14 protein-coding genes are annotated in these 19,049 nt (G+C 61.8%); 8 read left to right on the forward strand and 6 right to left on the reverse strand.

All coding sequences use genetic code 11. The annotated features are described in order from the left end of the window. Nucleotides 1-273: 273 nt before the first annotated feature. On the forward strand, nt 274-1,215 hold the full coding sequence (locus P7F28_RS24720) for an alpha/beta hydrolase (RefSeq protein ID WP_277187402.1): 942 nt from the start codon (nt 274-276) through the stop codon (nt 1,213-1,215). Between the two features lie 13 nt (nt 1,216-1,228). On the opposite strand, the gene P7F28_RS24725 is transcribed toward P7F28_RS24720, so the two are convergent. Further along, entirely contained in the window at nt 1,229-2,080 is an 852-nt protein-coding gene (locus tag P7F28_RS24725; protein WP_277187403.1) for a transporter substrate-binding domain-containing protein, read from the reverse strand. A 154-nt stretch (nt 2,081-2,234) separates the two neighbouring features. Here P7F28_RS24725 and hemE point away from each other — a divergent pair, with 154 nt between their 5' ends. Both hemE and P7F28_RS24735 read left to right on the forward strand, forming a co-directional pair. Then, entirely contained in the window at nt 2,235-3,329 is a 1,095-nt protein-coding gene (gene hemE, locus P7F28_RS24730) for a uroporphyrinogen decarboxylase (RefSeq protein WP_277187404.1), read from the forward strand. Nucleotides 3,330-3,787: 458 nt separating this feature from the next. Then, entirely contained in the window at nt 3,788-6,019 is a 2,232-nt protein-coding gene (locus P7F28_RS24735; protein ID WP_277187405.1) for a primosomal protein N', read from the forward strand. 2 nt (nt 6,020-6,021) lie between these two features. Here the strand turns inward: P7F28_RS24735 and P7F28_RS24740 are convergent, their stop codons facing one another. Further along, complete coding sequence (locus P7F28_RS24740) at nt 6,022-6,174, reverse strand: hypothetical protein (RefSeq protein WP_277187406.1); 153 nt, start codon at nt 6,172-6,174, stop codon at nt 6,022-6,024. A gap of 322 nt (nt 6,175-6,496) precedes the next feature. Here P7F28_RS24740 and putA point away from each other — a divergent pair, with 322 nt between their 5' ends. Continuing rightward, nucleotides 6,497-10,429, forward strand: a complete 3,933-nt coding sequence (putA, locus tag P7F28_RS24745; protein WP_277187407.1) for a trifunctional transcriptional regulator/proline dehydrogenase/L-glutamate gamma-semialdehyde dehydrogenase — start codon at nt 6,497-6,499, stop codon at nt 10,427-10,429. Nucleotides 10,430-10,517: 88 nt separating this feature from the next. After that, entirely contained in the window at nt 10,518-11,666 is a 1,149-nt protein-coding gene (locus P7F28_RS24750; protein ID WP_277187408.1) for a branched-chain amino acid ABC transporter substrate-binding protein, read from the forward strand. A 61-nt stretch (nt 11,667-11,727) separates the two neighbouring features. On the opposite strand, the gene P7F28_RS24755 is transcribed toward P7F28_RS24750, so the two are convergent. The 4 genes from P7F28_RS24755 to P7F28_RS24770 all read right to left on the reverse strand — a co-directional run bounded on the left by P7F28_RS24755 (nt 11,728) and on the right by P7F28_RS24770 (nt 15,293). Next, the gene (locus tag P7F28_RS24755) at nt 11,728-12,630 is read right to left on the reverse strand and encodes an NYN domain-containing protein (protein WP_277187409.1); all 903 of its coding nucleotides are present in this window, start codon (nt 12,628-12,630) and stop codon (nt 11,728-11,730) included. A gap of 123 nt (nt 12,631-12,753) precedes the next feature. Further along, on the reverse strand, nt 12,754-13,278 hold the full coding sequence (locus P7F28_RS24760) for a cytochrome b/b6 domain-containing protein (RefSeq protein WP_277187410.1): 525 nt from the start codon (nt 13,276-13,278) through the stop codon (nt 12,754-12,756). Continuing rightward, entirely contained in the window at nt 13,275-13,538 is a 264-nt protein-coding gene (locus P7F28_RS24765; RefSeq protein WP_277187411.1) for a PepSY domain-containing protein, read from the reverse strand. The genes P7F28_RS24760 and P7F28_RS24765 overlap by 4 nt, the downstream gene beginning before the upstream one ends. Nucleotides 13,539-13,616: 78 nt before the next feature. Beyond that, nucleotides 13,617-15,293 carry a thiamine pyrophosphate-binding protein gene (locus P7F28_RS24770; protein WP_277187412.1) on the reverse strand — a complete coding sequence of 559 codons (1,677 nt, stop codon included), beginning with the start codon at nt 15,291-15,293 and terminating at the stop codon, nt 13,617-13,619. A gap of 277 nt (nt 15,294-15,570) precedes the next feature. Here P7F28_RS24770 and flhF point away from each other — a divergent pair, with 277 nt between their 5' ends. From flhF to P7F28_RS24785, 3 genes are read left to right on the forward strand one after another with little or no spacing between them, the layout of a single operon-like run. Beyond that, nucleotides 15,571-17,355: a flagellar biosynthesis protein FlhF gene (flhF, locus tag P7F28_RS24775; protein WP_277187413.1), complete on the forward strand. Its 1,785-nt coding sequence runs from the start codon at nt 15,571-15,573 to the stop codon at nt 17,353-17,355. Further along, a complete protein-coding gene (locus P7F28_RS24780) occupies nt 17,348-18,247 on the forward strand; it encodes a MinD/ParA family protein (protein ID WP_277187414.1) in 900 nt (299 codons plus the stop codon). Before flhF ends, P7F28_RS24780 begins: the two co-directional genes overlap by 8 nt. Nucleotides 18,248-18,286: 39 nt before the next feature. Further along, entirely contained in the window at nt 18,287-19,018 is a 732-nt protein-coding gene (locus tag P7F28_RS24785; protein WP_277187415.1) for an RNA polymerase sigma factor FliA, read from the forward strand. Nucleotides 19,019-19,049: the final 31 nt, after the last annotated feature.

A 19,049-nucleotide genomic window follows, 5' to 3' on the forward strand; every position in this document is an offset into this window, starting at 1 on the left:
CGGCGTCGCCGTAACAAAGTGTTTCAGGTTGTAACCCCCGTCCCATAAGGCTTCCGATAAATTTTCTCGCGCGAATCGGCTCTTTTACGTGCATAAGTTGTTTGTTATTTCCGTCGTTCATTCGATCGAGTATGACGAACGAAAATTTGCCGTTTTTCGGATCAATGCGCTTATTCTTATTTGTCCGGAAAATAGAACGCGCGGACGTATGAAATCGTCCCGCAAACACCTGCCGAAAGTCATTCTCGCCGATTAAAACCTCTGGAGAATCGCATGACCATCGACGAATCTCTGCTCAGATACTATCGGAATGTTGCGGAAGCATTTCCCCTGCTCGCGCGAAATGCCGATGCTCAGGCCGTAAGGCAGCGATTCAGCGATGTCGCCCGCGCTTACGCGCCCGAAAGGGACAATGCCATCGCCGTCGATAGTATCGACGTTCCGCTCGATGGCCGCACACTCGCCGCGCGGATCTATCGCCCGAAAGCCGCAACCGGACCATTGCCGCTGATGGTCTATTTTCATGGCGGCGGCTGGGTTGTCGGTGACCTGGACACGCACGACGCGCTGATCGCTCGCCTTGCACGCGAATCGCAGTGCGCGATTGCCAGCGTCGATTATCGCCTCGCGCCCGAACATCCGTTCCCCGCGCCGTGCGACGATGCCCTCGACGCGTTGATGTGGTTCGCGGAGCATCGATCGCGGCTCGGTTTTGCGACGGATAGGATCGCGGTGGGCGGCGACAGTGCGGGCGCGCATCTTTCGGTCGTCGCGGCGCGCGGGGCGAATGAGCGCGTGGCGGGCCTCGTCGGACTGCAATTGCTGCTTTATCCGGTGATGCGTCGGCAGTTCGAAAGCCCGAGTTGCATTGCAAACGCGAACGGTCCCGGCCTCACCAACGAAGAAATGGACTGGTACTGGGCGCAATTTCTCGATGCCGCCAAGCCCGACGCCCACGATACCCGCGCATTCCCATTGGCCGAACCGTACGAACGCGCCCCAGCGCCCGCACTGATCGTCGCTGCTGCATTCGATCCGCTCTACGACGACGCCTACGAACTCAAGCGCTTCCTTGAAGCGAACGGCGGTCGCGCCGAACTGATCGACGCGCACGATATGACGCACGGCTTCGGTCGCATGCATCCGCAATCCGAGGCCGCCGCGGGCTGGCTGCACAAGATCGCGGTGCGAGCGGGCGAACTCATGCGCGGCTGAAGAAAAGCCTGCGCTACTTCAACCACTTATCCACAACACCCTGAAACTCGCCCGTCGATCGGGAGAGATGCAGCCATTGATCGACGTACTGCTGCCACGCGACATCGCCGCGCGGCAGCAAGTACGCCTTCTCGCCGAACTGAAACGGCTTGTCCGGATGCACCGAACACAGACCGGGATTCAGCTTCTGCTGCAACAGCGTTTCCGACGCGTCGGTGACCATGACATCGGCGTTGCCGTCGAGAATCTGCTTGAAGATGGTCACGTTGTCGGGATATTCAATCAAATGCGAGTGCGGGAAGAATTGCTTCGCGAAGCGTTCGTTCGTGCCGCCCGGATTGACGATGGTCCGCACGTTCGGCTGGTCGATCTGCTCGACGGTCTGATATTTGTCCTTGTCGTCGCAGCGGACGATCGGCGTCTTGCCGTCTTCCATATATGGCGCGGTGAAGAACGCGCGCTTCTGCCGCTCGAGCGTGGTCGATACCCCGCCGACCGCGATATCGCACTTAGCGATGAAATCATTCATCAGATTCGACCACGACGTTTTCACGTATTCGGCTTTCACGCCGAGCGATTTGGCAAGACTCTCCGCCATGTCGATATCGATGCCCTCGAACTGCCCGTCCGGTCGCAGAAAGGAATACGGCTTGTAGTCGCCGGTCGTGCAGACGCGCAGGCGCAGACTCACGAGCACTTGATCGAGATGCGATTGCGGCGCGACGGGTGCCGGAGGCGGCGTAGCGGGCACGCTCGCCGGCACCGTCTTGGCGGCGGAAACCGAACCGGTCTCGACCGTCTGCGCGTTTACATCGAAAGCAGCGCACAGCAACATCAACAAAGCGGCAAGGCACGAGCGTTTCATCGATTCTCCGGTTTTAGTTGTGACGACCTGCCGATCATATCGATGCCGCGCGCCGCTGCCCACTCGGTCAAATGGCATAGGCAAAACCGTCGAAGTTTACGAACTCGCTCCGGTAGAATGAATGATTCCGCCTTCAAGCAAAGCACCGAGCGACGTGGCCCACACTCTCCTGAACGACACCTTTCTTCGCGCGCTGCTGCGCCAGCCCACCGACTACACGCCGATCTGGCTGATGCGTCAGGCGGGCCGCTATCTGCCGGAGTACAACGCCACGCGCGCCCGCGCGGGCAGCTTTCTCGGCTTGGCGAAGAACCCGGACTACGCGACGGAAGTGACGCTTCAGCCGCTCGACCGCTATCCGCTCGATGCCGCGATTCTCTTCTCCGACATCCTCACCGTGCCCGACGCGATGGGCCTCGGTCTGAATTTCGTGCAGGGCGAAGGCCCGCGTTTCGAGCGCACCGTGCGTACTGAAGACGATGTGAAGCGCCTCGCGGTGCCGGATATCGGCGAAACGCTGTCGTACGTGACGGACGCGGTGAGCGAGATTCGCCGCGCGCTCACCGACGCGCAAGGCCGACAGCGCGTGCCGCTGATCGGCTTTTCGGGCAGTCCGTGGACGCTCGCGTGCTACATGGTCGAAGGCGGCGGTTCGGACGATCACCGCACGGTCAAGTCGATGGCTTATTCGCGTCCAGACCTGATGCACCGCATTCTCGATATCAACGCGCAGGCCGTGACTGCATATCTCAACGCGCAGATCGAAGCGGGCGCGCAAGCCGTGATGATCTTCGACACGTGGGGCGGCGCACTCGCGGACGGCGCGTATCAACGTTTCTCGCTGGATTACATCGCCAAGGTGGTCGCGGGGCTGAAGCGCGAGCACGACGGCGCGCGCGTACCGGTCATCACCTTTACGAAGGGCGGCGGCCTGTGGCTGGAACAAATCGCCGATACGGGCGTCGATGCTGTCGGACTCGACTGGACGATGAATCTCGGCATCGCGCGTGAGAAGGTCGGCGCGCGCGTCGCACTACAAGGCAATATCGATCCGACTGTGCTGTTCGCCCCGCCCGCCGCGATTCGCGAACAAGCGCGCAACGTGCTGGACAGTTTCGGGAATCATCCGGGCCACGTTTTCAATCTGGGCCACGGCATTTCGCAGTTCACGCCGCCTGAACACGTCGCCGAACTGGTCGATGAAGTGCATTCGCATAGCCGCGCGATCCGCGCATCGAAAACATCCTGACAATTTGATGTTGCAGCGCAGCGCAGCGCAGCGCGTGCGTCCCGTCAGCGTCCCAATAGCGACGCATCCGCGCTGCCTGTCAGCGCCGGAATCGCCCGCTGTTCGCGGTGTCGCCGGAAGTCAAGACGGACTTATGCACATTTTGTTCGCTGCGGCGCGCCATCAGACGTATGGCCGAAAGCAGCTAATAAATCTCTGCTATGCGTCCACTAAGTACCTGATTTTCAACTGATTTTATGAACGTTGCCCGAAGTGTGGGCTAAGCCGCATAAACGAATCGTGTCATTGTTTGCGGCGATGGCGGACGCACTTCTCAACAAAGTTATCCACAGGCCTGTGGAAAGCAACGGAAACTTAAAAATAATCTGCGGTTTACCGGCGATTCTGATGTTTTACTTTAACTTCGTCGCGCTAAGTCTTTCGTCATTGTCGAACGCCTTGCCGGCGGGCCGCGCGCAATGACCGAGCTATTCGTACGGGTTGCCGTCGATCAGCCTATGCCCGCGCTGTTCGACTATCGGTACGCGCTGAGTGCGCCGCCCGCCGTCGGCCAACTCGTGCTCGTCCCGTTTGGCCGGCGCGAAGTCGTCGGGCTGATCTGCGAAGTCACGTTATCCACCGATGTCCCCGCCGACAAAATCCGCGCCGTCGCCGCACTCTGCGATGCCCTGACTCCGCTTTCCGCCGACTGGATCACGCTCGCCGCGTTCGCCGCCGAGTACTATCAGCGCGGCTTGGGCGAAGTCGCGCTCCCCGCGCTCCCGCAAGCGCTCCGCGATGCCTCGCGGTGGAATCGCCTGCTTGCCGTCGAGCCGCGATATCGCCTGTTGGCTACAGGGCGCGAGAGTCTACCCGAAAGTTTGCCCGCGCGGGCAAGTGCGTTGCGAAGATTGGCTGACGCGCTCGCATCGGAACGTTCGCTGGGTTTGTCCGATGCGCGCGCGCTTCATCCTAAAGCCGCCGCTACGTTCGATGAATGGCTGACGCGCGGCTGGATCGAACTCGCGCCGCCGGACGATGCTGCGCCGGAATCGCTCGAATGCGCGGTCACGCTTCCCGTTCTCACCGACGAACAGCGCGACGCCGTCGATTCGATTGCCCATTCGCGGGGTTTCGCGCCGTTTCTGCTTCACGGCGTGACGGGCAGCGGCAAAACCGAGGTTTATCTGCACGCGCTCGCCGCCTTGCTGGCCGTGAAACCCGACGCGCAGGCGCTCGTCCTCGTGCCCGAAATCAACCTCACGCCGCAGTTCGAAGCCGCGTTTCGCGCGCGATTTTCGGCGCTCGCGGCCGGTTCCATCGTCACGATGCACAGCGGATTGGCCGAAGGCGAACGCGCGCGCAACTGGCTGGCGGCGCATACCGGCAGCGCGCGGATCGTGCTCGGCACGCGCCTCGCCATTCTTTCGTCGATGCCGAATCTCGCCGCGATCGTCGTCGATGAGGAACACGATCCCGCCTACAAGCAGCAGGAAGGTCTGCGCTATTCCGCGCGCGATCTGGCCATCTATCGTGCGAAGCAGTTGGGCATTCCGGTCGTGCTCGGATCGGCGACGCCGTCGCTGGAAAGCTGGTGGCAGGCGGAGCAGGGCCGATACACCCGTCTGACGCTCACGCGCCGCGCCGTCGCGGATGCGGTGTTGCCGGAAGTGCGCCTGATCGATCTGGAGCAGGAACGCCAGCGCGGACGCGCATCGGTCGATGGCTTGTCAGGACCGCTGATCGCCGCGTTGAAATCGCGTCTGGAACGCGGCGAGCAAAGCCTCGTTTTCCTGAATCGACGCGGCTACGCGCCCATTCTTTCATGCGATGCCTGCGGCTGGGTCGCCGGCTGTCCGCGATGCAGCGCCTACGCCGTTCTGCATAAGCCCGAACGCGCGCTGCGATGCCATCACTGCGGCTGGGAATCGCGCATACCGAAGTCGTGCCCGGACTGCGGCAACATCGATATCGCGCCGATGGGACGCGGCACGCAACGCGTCGAAGAAACGCTCGCGAGCGTGGTGCCGGGCGCGCGCGTATTGCGTATCGATGCCGACAGCACGCGTCGCAAAGGCAGCGCGCAGGCGTTGTTCTCTGACGTCCACGCGGGCGAAGTCGATATCCTCGTCGGCACGCAGATGATCGCGAAAGGGCACGATTTCCGCCGCGTCACGCTGGTCGGCGTGCTCAACGCCGACACCGCGCTGTTCTCCCACGACTTTCGCGCCAGCGAACGGCTTTTCGCGCAACTGATTCAGGTCAGCGGTCGCGCCGGCCGCGCAGGATTGCCCGGCGAAGTGATGATCCAGACGCGCTATCCGCGGCACGCGCTTTATCAGGCGTTATCGCGTCAGGATTACGTGGGATTTGCTAATTCGACCTTGAGTGAGCGCCGCGATGCGCGCCTGCCGCCATTCGTCTATCAGGCGATGTTGCGAGCCGAAGGCCGCACGCTCGAAGCTGCGTTGAAGTTTCTGGGAGAGGCTGCGGAAACGTTTGCGTCGTTGCCCGGCGCGGACCGAGTGACCGTGTACGACGCGGTGCCGCTGACGATCGTCAAGGTATTTAACGTGCATCGCGCCCAGCTACTGCTGGAGAGCGGCTCAAGAGCCGCGTTGCAAACCGCGCTGCGCGCCTGGCAGCCGGTTCTTCGCACGCTCAGGGGCGTGCTGCGGTGGAACGTGGAAGTCGATCCGCTCGACGTTTGAGATCAGACCTTCACGCGCGATACATCCGCGCCGCGCGGTGCTGCATCACGCGCTTCTTCCTTGCGCTCGACGCGCGATGACGCGCCGCGTACGAACAGCACCACGCAGAAAGCGAACAGCACCCAAATGCTGGCGATTACCATCCAAGTGTTCATGATCGTGCCCTCGTTATAAATATGCCGCGGTGGTCCATCCGCGGAATGTCGCGCGTTGATTGGCGCTCACCTGCGTTTATATCGGCGGCACACGAGTGCTTACTTAGGGCGTTGTCCCAAAAATATTTAGATTAGGGAATCTACTAGGCGACAAACGCCATTCGCCAGCCCGTGGTGCACCGGGCAAAACCTTGTGGGGCAAGGGTTTCAAGATGGTGCAACCCTAGAGAAATTCTCGGTTGCACCTTTTTTTGCAGCGGAGTAGGATTCGCCAACTTTTCGGTCATCCGCCGGGTATCGACGACCGGCAAACGAAGGAAATATGGCGAGCACAACCCTTGGCGTGAAAGTCGATGATCTGCTGCGTTCCCGTCTGAAAGACGCGGCCACGCGACTCGAGCGCACCCCGCACTGGCTGATCAAACAGGCGATTTTTGCCTACCTCGAGCGCATCGAGCATGGTCAGTTGCCGCCCGAGCTGTCGGGCGCGAACGGCTCGTCCGAAATGAGCGATACCACGCCCGCCGATTCCTACGAAGAAGGCGCGCCCACGCCCTTCCTCGAATTCGCGCAGAACGTGCAGCCGCAGTCGGTGTTGCGCGCGGCGATCACGGCGGCGTATCGGCGGCCGGAGCCGGGGTGCGTGCCGTTTCTGATCGGTCAGGCGCGCTTGCCCGCGACTGTCAGCGCGGAAACCGAAAAGCTCGCGACCAAGCTCGTCGAAGCGTTGCGTGCGAAGAGCAAGGGCGGCGGCGTCGAAGGCTTGATCCACGAATTCTCGCTGTCGAGTCAGGAAGGCGTCGCGCTGATGTGTCTCGCCGAAGCGCTGCTGCGCATTCCCGACCGCGCCACGCGCGATGCGCTGATCCGCGACAAGATCAGCAAGGGCGACTGGAAATCGCATATGGGCCAGGCGCCGTCGCTGTTCGTGAACGCGGCGACGTGGGGCTTGATGATTACCGGCAAGCTCGTCACGACGAACAGCGAAGCCGGTTTGTCGTCGGCGCTGACGCGATTGATCGGACGCGGCGGCGAACCGCTGATCCGCAAGGGCGTCGATATGGCGATGCGCCTGATGGGCGAGCAGTTCGTCACCGGCGAAAACATTTCCGAAGCGCTGGCCAACAGCCGCAAGTTCGAAGCGCGCGGCTTCCGCTACTCGTACGACATGCTCGGCGAAGCGGCCACGACCGAAGAAGACGCGCAGCGCTACTACGCATCGTACGAACAGGCGATTCACGCGATCGGCAAGGCAGCGGGCGGGCGCGGCATCTACGAAGGTCCGGGCATTTCCATCAAGCTGTCCGCGCTGCATCCGCGATACTCGCGTTCGCAACAAGAACGCACGATGAACGAACTGCTGCCGCGTGTGCGTGCGCTGGCGTTGCTTGCGCGTCGCTACGACATCGGTCTGAATATCGACGCGGAAGAGGCGGATCGGCTGGAAATTTCGCTCGATTTGCTCGAAGCGCTGTGTTTCGATGCCGAACTCGCGGGCTGGAACGGTATCGGCTTTGTGATTCAGGCGTATCAGAAGCGCTGCCCGTTCGTGATCGACTACCTGATCGATCTCGCGCGCCGCAGCCGTCATCGTTTGATGATTCGCCTTGTGAAGGGCGCGTATTGGGACAGCGAAATCAAGCGCGCTCAGGTCGATGGTCTCGAAGGCTATCCGGTCTACACGCGCAAGATCTACACGGACATTTCGTACCTCGCCTGCGCGAAGAAACTGCTCGGCGCGCCGGATGCGGTTTATCCGCAATTTGCCACGCACAACGCGTTCACGCTGTCGGCCATTTATCACCTCGCGGGTCAGAACTACTATCCCGGCCAGTACGAGTTCCAGTGTCTGCACGGCATGGGCGAGCCGCTGTACGAGGAAGTCACGGGCCGCGACAAGCTGAACCGGCCGTGTCGCGTGTATGCGCCGGTCGGCACGCACGAAACGCTGCTCGCGTATCTCGTGCGGCGTCTGCTGGAAAACGGCGCGAACACATCGTTCGTAAACCGAATCGCCGATGAAACCATCCCCGTGAAGGATCTCGTCGAAGATCCGATCGACGAAGCGCAGAAGATCACGCCGCTGGGCGCGCCGCACGCGAAGATCGCGCTGCCGCGTCAGTTGTATGGCGATGAGCGTCTCAATTCGATGGGCCTCGATCTCTCGAACGAGCATCGGCTGGCGTCGTTGTCGTCGGCATTGCTGGCGAGTACGAATCATCCGTGGCGCGCGGAGCCGATGCTGGAAGGCGGCACGATCATCGAAAACGGCAAGCCTGCGCGCGATATCCGCAATCCGGCCGATCTGCGCGATCTGGTCGGCGTGGTGGTGGAGGCATCATCGGAACAAGTGAGTGCGGCGCTTGCCAATGCAGTTGCCGCCGCGCCGATCTGGCAAGCCACGCCCGTCGATGACCGCGCCGATTGCCTCGCGCGCGCCGCCGATCTGCTCGAAGCGCAAATGCACACGCTGATGGGTCTCGTCGTGCGCGAAGCGGGCAAATCGCTGGCGAATGCGATTGCCGAAATCCGCGAAGCCGTCGATTTCCTGCGCTACTACGCGGCGCAAATTCGCGGCGAATTCTCGAACGATACGCATCGCCCGCTCGGTCCGGTGGTCTGTATCAGCCCGTGGAATTTCCCGCTGGCGATTTTCATGGGTCAGGTTGCTGCCGCGCTCGCTGCCGGTAATCCCGTGCTTGCCAAGCCCGCCGAACAAACGCCGCTGATCGCCGCGCAGGCCGTGCGTATTCTGCGCGAAGCCGGCGTGCCCGCAGGCGCGGTCCAGTTGCTGCCGGGCGATGGCGAAACCGTCGGCGCGGCGCTGGTTGCCGATGCTCGCACGCGCGCCGTGATGTTCACCGGATCGACCGAAGTCGCGCGCCTCATCAACAAGACGCTGTCTGAACGGCTGGACGCCGACGGCCGCCCGATTCCGCTGATCGCCGAAACCGGCGGCCAGAACGCGATGATTGTCGATTCGTCGGCGCTCGCTGAACAAGTCGTCGCGGACGTGATGCAGTCATCGTTCGATTCGGCTGGTCAGCGTTGCTCGGCGCTGCGCGTGCTCTGCCTGCAAGACGACGTCGCCGACCGCACGCTCGAAATGCTGACCGGCGCGATGCAGCAACTCGCGGTCGGCAACCCGGATCGCCTCTCGACCGACGTCGGCCCGGTGATCGATGCCGAAGCGAAAACCGGTATCGAAGCGCACGTCGCGTCGATGCGCGACAAGGGCCGCAAGGTCACGCAACTCGATGCGCCGGACGCGTGCGCGCAAGGCACCTTTGTGCCGCCGACGCTGATCGAACTCGACAGCATCGACGAATTGAAGCGTGAAGTGTTCGGTCCCGTGCTCCACGTGATCCGTTATCGCCGATCCAATCTTGATAAACTCCTCGACCAAATTCGGGCGACGGGTTATGGCCTGACGCTCGGCATCCATACACGAATCGATGAAACCATCGCGCATGTGATTTCGCGCGCGCATGTGGGCAATATTTATGTGAATCGGAACGTGATCGGCGCGGTGGTCGGCGTGCAGCCGTTCGGCGGCGAAGGTTTGTCGGGCACAGGTCCGAAGGCGGGTGGCGCGCTGTATCTGCAACGCCTGCTGGCCAAGCGCCCGACCGGTTTGCCGAAGTCGCTGGCGAGCACGCTGATCGTGGATCAGGCGGCATCGAAAGACGCACCGGCAACGGCGTTGACCGCGTTCCGCGACTGGTCGATCGGCGAGCGCGACCCGCACACCGCCGCACGCTGCGATGGTTACTTGCAGCACGTTCTGGCCGGCGCGACCGCCGTGCTCAACGGCCCGACCGGCGAGCGCAACACCTACACGCTCGGCGCACGCGGCACGGTGTTGTGCGTGGCATCGACGGAAAGCGGCGCGCGCGCCCAGTTCGCGGCGGTGCTCGCGACCGGCAACCGCGCGTTGTTCAGCGGATCGGCGGGCGAACAGTTGGCGGCAGTGTTGCCTGCATCGCTCAAACCGTACGCAAGTGTTCGGAAAGCCGGCGAAGACTTCGATGCCGTGCTGTTCGAAGGTGACAGCGACGAACTGCTGTCACTCGTAAAGGAAGTCGCCAAGCGTCCGGGACCGATCGTATCGGTGCAGGGCGTGGCGGCGGGCGCATTCGCCGACGCCGATCATGACGGCGAAGACTACGCGCTCGAACGTCTGCTGACGGAACGCTCGGTGAGCGTGAACACGGCGGCGGCAGGCGGCAATGCGAATTTGATGACGATCGGTTGAAGCACACACTCCGGCGCTCGGATCAGATAAATCAGACGGCGGCACGCACGGCGAAGCTGCCATTCATGTTGGTGTACCAGGAGAAGCTATGAAGCACACGATGACCAAGCTGGCAGCAGCGATGACCATTGCCGGCCTGTCGTTCGCGGGGACCGCATTCGCCCAGTCGGCCGAAGACGTGAAGGTGGGTTTTGCCGCGCCGCTGACGGGCGCGCAGGCGCACTACGGCAAGGATATGCAGAACGGCATCACGCTCGCGATCGAAGATTTCAACGCGACCAAGCCGGTGATCGGCGGCAAGCCGGTGCGTATCGTGCTGGATTCGGCGGACGATCAGGCCGACCCGCGCACGGGCACGACCGTAGCGCAACGTCTGGTCGATGACGGCATCAAGGGCATGCTCGGCCACTTCAACTCGGGCACCACGATCCCGGCATCGCGCATTTACGCGAACGCGGGCATCCCGGAAATCGCAATGGCGACGGCTCCGGAATACACCACGCAGGGCTTCAAGACCGCGTTCCGCATGATGACCTCGGACACGCAGCAAGGTTCGGTCGCGGGCGAATTCGCGGTGAAGAACCTGAAGGTGAAGAAGATCGCTATCGTCGATGACCGCACGGCATACGGCCAGGGTCTCGCCGACCAGTTCGAGAAGGCCGCGAAGGCTGCGGGCGGCAATATCGTCGATCGCGAATTCACGAATGACAAGGCCGTCGATTTCAAGGCGATTCTCACCAAGATCAAGGCAACGAATCCGGACCTCGTGTACTACGGCGGCGCCGATTCGCAAGCCGGCCCGATGGCCAAGCAAATGAAGTCGCTCGGCTTCCGCGCGCCGCTGATGGCAGGCGAAATGGTCAAGACCGACACGTTCATCAAGATCGCGGGCGACGCGGCGGATGGCACGGTGGCATCGCTGGCTGGCTTGCCGATGAACGAAATGCCGGGTGGCGCGGACTATCAGGCGAAGTACAAGAAGCGCTTCAACGAAGACGTCGAAACGTACTCGCCGTACGCCTATGACGGCGCGATGGCCATGTTCAATGCGATGAAGGCCGCCAACTCGACCGATCCGGCGAAGTATCTGCCGTTCCTGGCGAAGACGGATATGCAGGGCGTGACCGCCAAGCATCTCGCGTATGACTCGAAGGGCGATCTGAAGAACGGCGGCATCACGCTATATAAGGTCGTTGGCGGTAAGTGGACGACGTTGCAGAGCGTGGGCGGAAAGTAAGCGCCAGTTCTGCTGACTGCGTAAAACGGCCCGGCATGCGAAAGCATCCGGGCCGTTTTTATTACTGCGGCGGCACGTCGGGTTCCGTTTTGACCTTCAGCGCAGCCGGTTGCCCTTTGCTGCCGATGCCCGCCTGGAACGTTACCGGCATGCCTTCGTGCAGATCGTCGAAGTCGGCATCGATGAGTGCGCCGTAAAAGAAGAACAGATTGCCCGGATTGATAAAGCCGAAGCCCTTCTTCAATTTCACGATAGCGCCGGATTTCCACGATGGCTCTTCGTCCGCGCGCTGCGGCTGATCGGGGCGCGGCGGGAAAAGCCCGCGTACGGCTTCCTTCTCGTCGTCGCTGTCCGCCGTGTCTATTCCGTCGATCACGTCGGACATCAGTATCGGATAACTGACTTCCTTGAGCAGCATCTGGCTCGGCGTGGTGCCTCTCGGTTCGCCGTTGATCTCATAGGAAATCGACCATCCCAGCACCATGACGCGGATGCCGAGCGTCTTGAGTTTGCGCGCAAGCGGAATGTAGTCGCTGTCGCCCGCGACGAGCACCACGACATCGAAATGCTTGTAGATGGATAGCTCGAACGCTTCCAGCGCCAGCCATACGTCGATGCCTTTCTCCTTGCCCATCGCGTTCATCGGCAGATGGTGCGCGGTGACATTGGCGCGCATGAGAATGTCGTCCAGCACGCGCTCGTGATAAAGCAGGTTTTCGCCTTTCTCTACGCATTGCTGCGCGGAAAAGCGGCCGCGAAAGTAATGGGCGTCGATGATCTGGCAATTGTGATAGTCGAGCCGTTCTGCCTTTGCCACGCGGCAGCGAATGAACTCATGCAATCCGCGAATGGAAATCCACGCCTGCGCGTCGTGCTGATATTTGTAGAACCGGCTAACGGTGGCGAAATAATTGCCGTCGTAGAAAACGCCGATCTTGGTCAATTGCCTGACTGTGTGGGGCATCGTCCTGTCGCTCCTGATATGTCGAATCAGCTCTCGTGATTCGGAGAGTCGAATTCGATTATCCAAAACGACCGCACTGAATTAATAGTGCAGGATGCTGAATTGAAGTTGCCAAACGGCAAACTAACGTGACATTTTTCCGATGCGCTTATATCCGGTCACCATCGCCTTAATCAGATTCTCCCGCGTCCACACACTCATCAACACCGCCGCCGCGATATGCACGCACACGCAAACCTCGAGCGCGATGGAAAGCCATGTGTGAATTTCTTGCGGCCAGTCTTCGCCCCAGAACGCATCGAGCCGCATGATCCAGCCGGACACGCCGAGCGCGATTATCAACAGCCACAATAAAAGCGCCATCAGCGCGCCGAGCGGATTGTGCGAAACATGATGCAAAGGCGTGCCATCGACGAGAGACCGCACGTATTCACGCAGATGCGAACCCGTTGGCCACCAAGCCGAAAACCGCGCGTACTGCGAACCGATAAAGCCCCAGACCAAGCGCGCCGCGACCAAAAAAGCCGCCGCATATCCCAGCAGCCGATGCACCGAATCCGTCGGCCCGAACAGATTCCACAAAACGATGCCCGCGACGGTCCAGTGCGTGAGCCGCACCCACGCGTCCCAGACCTTCACGCGCGTCATTCCACTTCCGATTTCACGACGGCAAGCGTCTTGGTGTCGTAGTAAATCTCGACTTTCTTGCCATCCTTGTCGTGCCCGTAGATTTCGTAGCAGTTGCCATCGACCTTGAACTTGCGAATCTTGTAGCCCTGCGATTCAAGCTGCGCCTTGGCATCCGATTCCTTCATCCACTCGCTTTTCGGATGCGCCGTGCAATCCGCCTTCGCGAACGCCGCGCCCGAAAAACTCACTGCCAACGACAAAGCCAAAATCTTAAGCATCGCTAACTCCCGGTGGTTTCGAGCTGACTACTCTACTGGCACCGGGAATGGATCGCAAGCAAAACGAAAGCTTATCCGTTATCGCTTGCCTTGCTGGCGAATTTGTTCGAGCGTCGCGGCGGGCGTGCTTTGATCCTGCGGAATCCGAATTTCGATCACAGCAGGCAAACCCGAAGCCACCGCGCGATCGAACGCAGGCATGAATGCATCCGTCGTCTCGACGCGTTCGCCATGCGCGCCGAACGACTTCGCATACGCGACGAAGTCCGGATTGGTCAGCCCCGTTCCATGCACGCGATTCGGGTAATGCCGCTCCTGATGCATGCGGATCGTGCCGAACTGCGCGTTGTTCACGACGATAAAAATCACCGCCAATTCATACTGCATCGCCGTGGCGATTTCGTGGCTGGACATCATGAAGCAGCCATCGCCAGCAAACGCGATCACCGTGCGATCCGGATAAAGCGACTTCGCCGCAATTGCCGCGGGCACGCCGTAACCCATCGCGCCACTGGTCGGCGCAACCTGCGAGCGGAACTGTCGATACGAATAGTGCCGATGCAGCCACGTCGCGTAATTGCCCGCGCCGTTGGTAAGAATTGAATCGGCGGGAATCTTTTCGGCGAGTTGACGCATGATCTCGCCGAGCTGGACATCGCCGAGCATGGGACGCGGTTTGCGCCATTCGATATAAGCCGCGTGCGCGGTTTCGGCGCTGCCTTCCCACGCGATCTGCGCGGGCGGTTCCAACTCGGCCAGCAAGGACGCGATTTCCGGCATACCCGAGACGATCGGCAAATCCGCGCTGTACACGCGGCCGAGTTCCTCGGCACCCTGATGCACGTGGATCAGCGTCTGCTTTGTCTTCGGGATCTCGAGCAGCGTGTAACCGCCTGTCGTCGATTCGCCCATGCGCGGGCCGAGCACGAAGAGCACATCGGCATCGCGGATGCGCGCGGCGAGCGCCGGATTGATGCCGAGGCCGACATCGCCCGCATAGTTCGGATGCTCGTTGTTCAGCGTGTCCTGATAGCGGAACGCGCAGCCGACCGGCAGTTTCCATCGTTCGATGAAGCGCGCGAAGTCCTGCGTCGCGTCCGACGTCCAGCCGCTTCCGCCTGCAATGACGAGCGGTTTCTTCGCGCTGGAAAGCAACTCGCCTAAACGCTCCATCTGCGCTGAAGACGGCGACGCCGCCACGCGCTGATACGCGGGCGCGGGCGCGGCGGCATCGACTAATTCGGTGAGCATATCTTCCGGCAGCGCGAGCACGACCGGACCAGGCCGCCCGGCGGTCGCGACATGAAACGCGTGACTCATATATTCAGGCACGCGGCGCGGATCGTCGATTTGCGCGACCCACTTCACCATCTGCCCGAACATGCGCCGATAGTCGATCTCCTGAAACGCCTCGCGATCCATATGATCGCGCGCGCATTGGCCGATCAGCAGGATCATCGGCGTGGAATCCTGAAAGGCCGTATGTACGCCGATGGACGCGTGCGTCGCGCCCGGACCGCGCGTGACGACCGCCACGCCCGGCCGCCCCGTCAATTTGCCGACGGCTTCCGCCATGTTCGCCGCGCCCGCCTCGTGCCGGCAAACGATGGTCTGAATCTGGTCGGTTTCATCGTGCAGAGAATCGAGCACCGCGAGAAAGCTCTCGCCGGGCACGCAGAACACGCGTTCGACGCCGTGATGAACGAGCGCATCGACGACGAGGCGCGCACCGGTGGTTTGATCAGCGGACGACATGCGCAGACATCTCCTTTGGTATAGGCGTAGGGCCTTAATCGTACGCGCACCCATTGATTCAAAGGCGGAATCTTTTGCCGATGAAAATCGGAAAGAACGCCCGCGTCAAAGTTTCCGCACGGCTTCCATCAGCCGAAATACCCCTTTTTCCCCTCCTTTATCCAGCGATAGACCATCGGGGTTCTTCGCAATAATGGCTTCACTGAAAAGCGGGTACGGAAATAAAGCAGTACCACCCGCCTCGCAACGATCGCTCTTACCTCATCGGGGGCCCAGTTTGAACATTCGTAAATTCATCGGCGCGAACAGCCGTGACGCACTGCGCCAGGTTCGTGAAGCGCTCGGCCCCGATGCCGCTGTCCTCTCCAACCGTACGCTCGATGATGGCTCCGTCGAAATCGTCGCCGTAGCAGAAAGCGATCTCGCCACGATTTCCCCCGCGCCGATGGCTCCGAGCGAGCCGCCCGCCGTGTTCCCGAGCACGACGCCGCGCGCCGCGCTGGCGCAAGCCGCAGCGGCCGCCGCTGCCGCCGCCGCAAAGCAGACGCCCGCCAATCCGTACGCCAGCGGCGATGTGTTCTCGTCGGTGTTCGGCAATAACAGCGACGCCGATGACGACATCGACGAAGAAGCCCCGCGCACGATGGCCGATTCGAATCCGTGGCTGATCGAGCATGCGAAGCGCATCGCGCAGCAGGCGAACGGCGGACTGCCGTCGAATCGTCCGCTGACGCCTTCGGCTGCGATCGCTCGCGGCATGGGCGTGCCGGTCACGCCGTCGGAACTCCCGATTGCGCCTGCGCCGATCATCGAAAAGCAGGAAGCCGTTCAACAGCAACAGCCGCAACAACACGCACCGCGCGCACAAAAGCCGGTTCAGCAACAAGCACCGCAAAAAGTCGAAACCCCGGAATGGGCGCGCGAAGCCGCGCAAGTCGCCGCACGCCGCGCTGCCGCCAAGATCAACGCCAGCGAAGGCCAGCCGCAACCGGCCGCGCAGAAAGCACCCGCCGGCCTCGAAGGTCTGCCCGCGAACGCCGCCGCCGCCGTGACGGACGCGATCCGCACGCGCATGGAACAGCTCGTCAACGAAACCGTGATGGGCGAACTCTCCTCCATGCGCGACATGATGGAAGAGCACTTCTCCGGTTTGATATGGGGCGAGCGCCAACGCCGCAGCCCGATCAACGGTCAACTCACGAAGCGTCTGTTCTCCGCCGGTTTCTCGGCGCAGATGGTGCGCATGATCGTGGACAACATGCCGGAAATGGCGAATTTCGAAGCAGCGTTCGAGTGGGTCCAGCAAGTGATCGAATCGAACCTGCCGGTGATGGACAGCGAAGACGCGCTGATGGAACGCGGCGGTGTGTTCGCGCTGATGGGCCCGACGGGCGTCGGCAAGACCACTACGACGGCCAAGCTCGCCGCGCGCTGCGTGATGCGCTCCGGCGCCAGCAAGGTCGCGCTGCTGACGACGGACAGCTACCGGATCGGCGCACACGAACAACTGCGCATCTTCGGCAAGATTCTCGGTGTATCGGTCCATGCGGTGAAGGACGCCGCCGATCTGCAACTCGCGCTGACTGAGTTGCGCAACAAACATATCGTGCTGATCGATACGATCGGCATGAGCCAGCGCGACCGCATGGTTTCCGACCAGATCGCGATGCTGTGCGGCGCGGGCCAGCCGGTGCAACGCATTCTGCTGCTCAACGCAACCAGCCACGGCGACACGCTCAACGAAGTCGTTCAGGCCTACCAAAGCTCGCCGGATCAGCCGAATCTCGCTGGCGTGATTCTGACCAAGCTCGACGAAGCCACCAACCTGGGCGGCGTGCTCGATACGGTGATTCGCTACAAGCTGCCGGTGCATTACGTATCGACCGGACAGAAGGTGCCGGAGAACTTGTACGTCGCCACCCGGCGATTCCTCATCAAGAGTGCGTTCTGCATTCCGCGCGACGGTTCGCCGTTCGTGCCGCAGGACGACGAAGTGCCGGCACTGCTCTCCGCATTGTCCGCGCGTGCCACGACCGAACTCGACGGAGTGCACTTTGGATAAGTACGTGCTCGATCAGGCGGAAGGCCTTCGCAGGCTGCTGACGCGTTCGGGATCGCGCGTGGTGGCGGTTGTCGGTGGACCGACGGGCATCGGATGCACGTCGGCGGTGGTGAATCTCGCAGCGGCGCTGGCCGCGCATGGCAAGGACGTGCTGGTGATCGACGAGCAGCAGCCCGCAGGTTCGGTGAGCGAGCTGACGCATGTGCAGGATTCGGGCGCGTTCGCCGCGGTGATGTCGGGCCGCCGCACGCTGACGGAATCGATCACGCGCACGTCGCTGGGTTTTTCGCTGATTTCGGCCCCGCGCGATGAGCGCATCAGCCACGACGCCGCGCAATGCCGCGCGCTGCTCGACGGCGCCGCCGATATCGTGCTGATCGATGCGCAACTCGATCGCAACGGCGCGCTCTCGTCGCTGGGCGCACAGGCGCATGATTTTCTGATGGTGACGCGGGTAGCCGCGTCGGCGATCACCGAGGCGTACGCGTGCATGAAGCGCTTGCACTACGCCCACGCGATCGGCCAGTTCCGCGTGTTGATCAATCACGTGCAGGACCCGGCCGATGCAGCGATCGCCTTCGAGAACCTGTCGGGCGTGGCAAGCCGGTATCTGGCTGTATCGCTCGTGCAGGCAGGGTATGTGTCCGAGGATGCGCGCGTCGCTCGGGCGAAAGAGCTCTCCCGCTGCGCGGTCGATGCGTTCCCGGCTACGGCCGCGGCACGCGACTACCGCCGCATTGCAGCCGAGCTTCTGTTTTGGCCGATGCGTCCCGCGCCGTATGTTCGCGGCGAAGCGCAAGACCAGAATGACGCGCGATATTCGGTTGGCGAGTCTGACGAAAGCAGCCGGGCGGCAGCGCACTACGCGCTCCCGTTTCCGGCGATGCATTGAGCAGCACGGCGTCGATGTGACTAAGTTAAGGTGACCAAGATGTATAACGCCCAAGGAAAGCTCTCACAGTCTGAAGTGCTGACGCGCTACGCGCCGCTCGTTCGCCGACTGGGACTTCAGCTCGTTGCCAAGATGCCGGCGAGCGTCGATCTGGACGATCTGATCCAGGCCGGCATGATCGGTTTGATGGATGCGGCGAGCCGCTACAAGGAAGATCAAGGCGCACAGTTCGAAACGTACGCCAGCCAGCGGATTCGCGGCGCGATGCTCGACGAGCTGCGTGCCAACGACTGGCTCCCGCGCAGCATGCGCAAGACTTCGCGCGAAGTGGAATCGGCGGTACACAAGGTGGAGCAGAACCTTGGCCGCAGCGCGAGCGAGCAGGAAATCGCCGAGCATATGAATCTGCCGCTCGACGAATATCAGTCGATGCTGCAAGACCTGCACGGCAGCCAGTTGATCTACTACGAAGACTTCGATCGCTCGGCGGACGACGAGCCGTTCCTCGACCGCTACTGCGTCGATCGTTCGGACCCGCTGTCGGCGCTGCTGGACGACAGCCTGCGCGGTGCGCTGATCGAAGCCATCGACAAGTTGCCGGAACGCGAAAAGCTGCTGATGTCGCTGTACTACGAGAAGGGGTTGAATCTGCGCGAAATCGGCGCGGTGATGGAAGTCAGCGAATCGCGCGTGTGCCAGTTGCATAGCCAGGCGGTCGCGCGTCTGCGTACGAAGTTGCGTGAGCAGTCGTGGACTAGTATCGAAGCGTGAGTGGTTGTTAAAAAGAGCGCGCGGCATGGAA

Source organism: Caballeronia sp. BR00000012568055 (assembly GCF_029439455.1).
GTDB lineage: Bacteria > Pseudomonadota > Gammaproteobacteria > Burkholderiales > Burkholderiaceae > Caballeronia.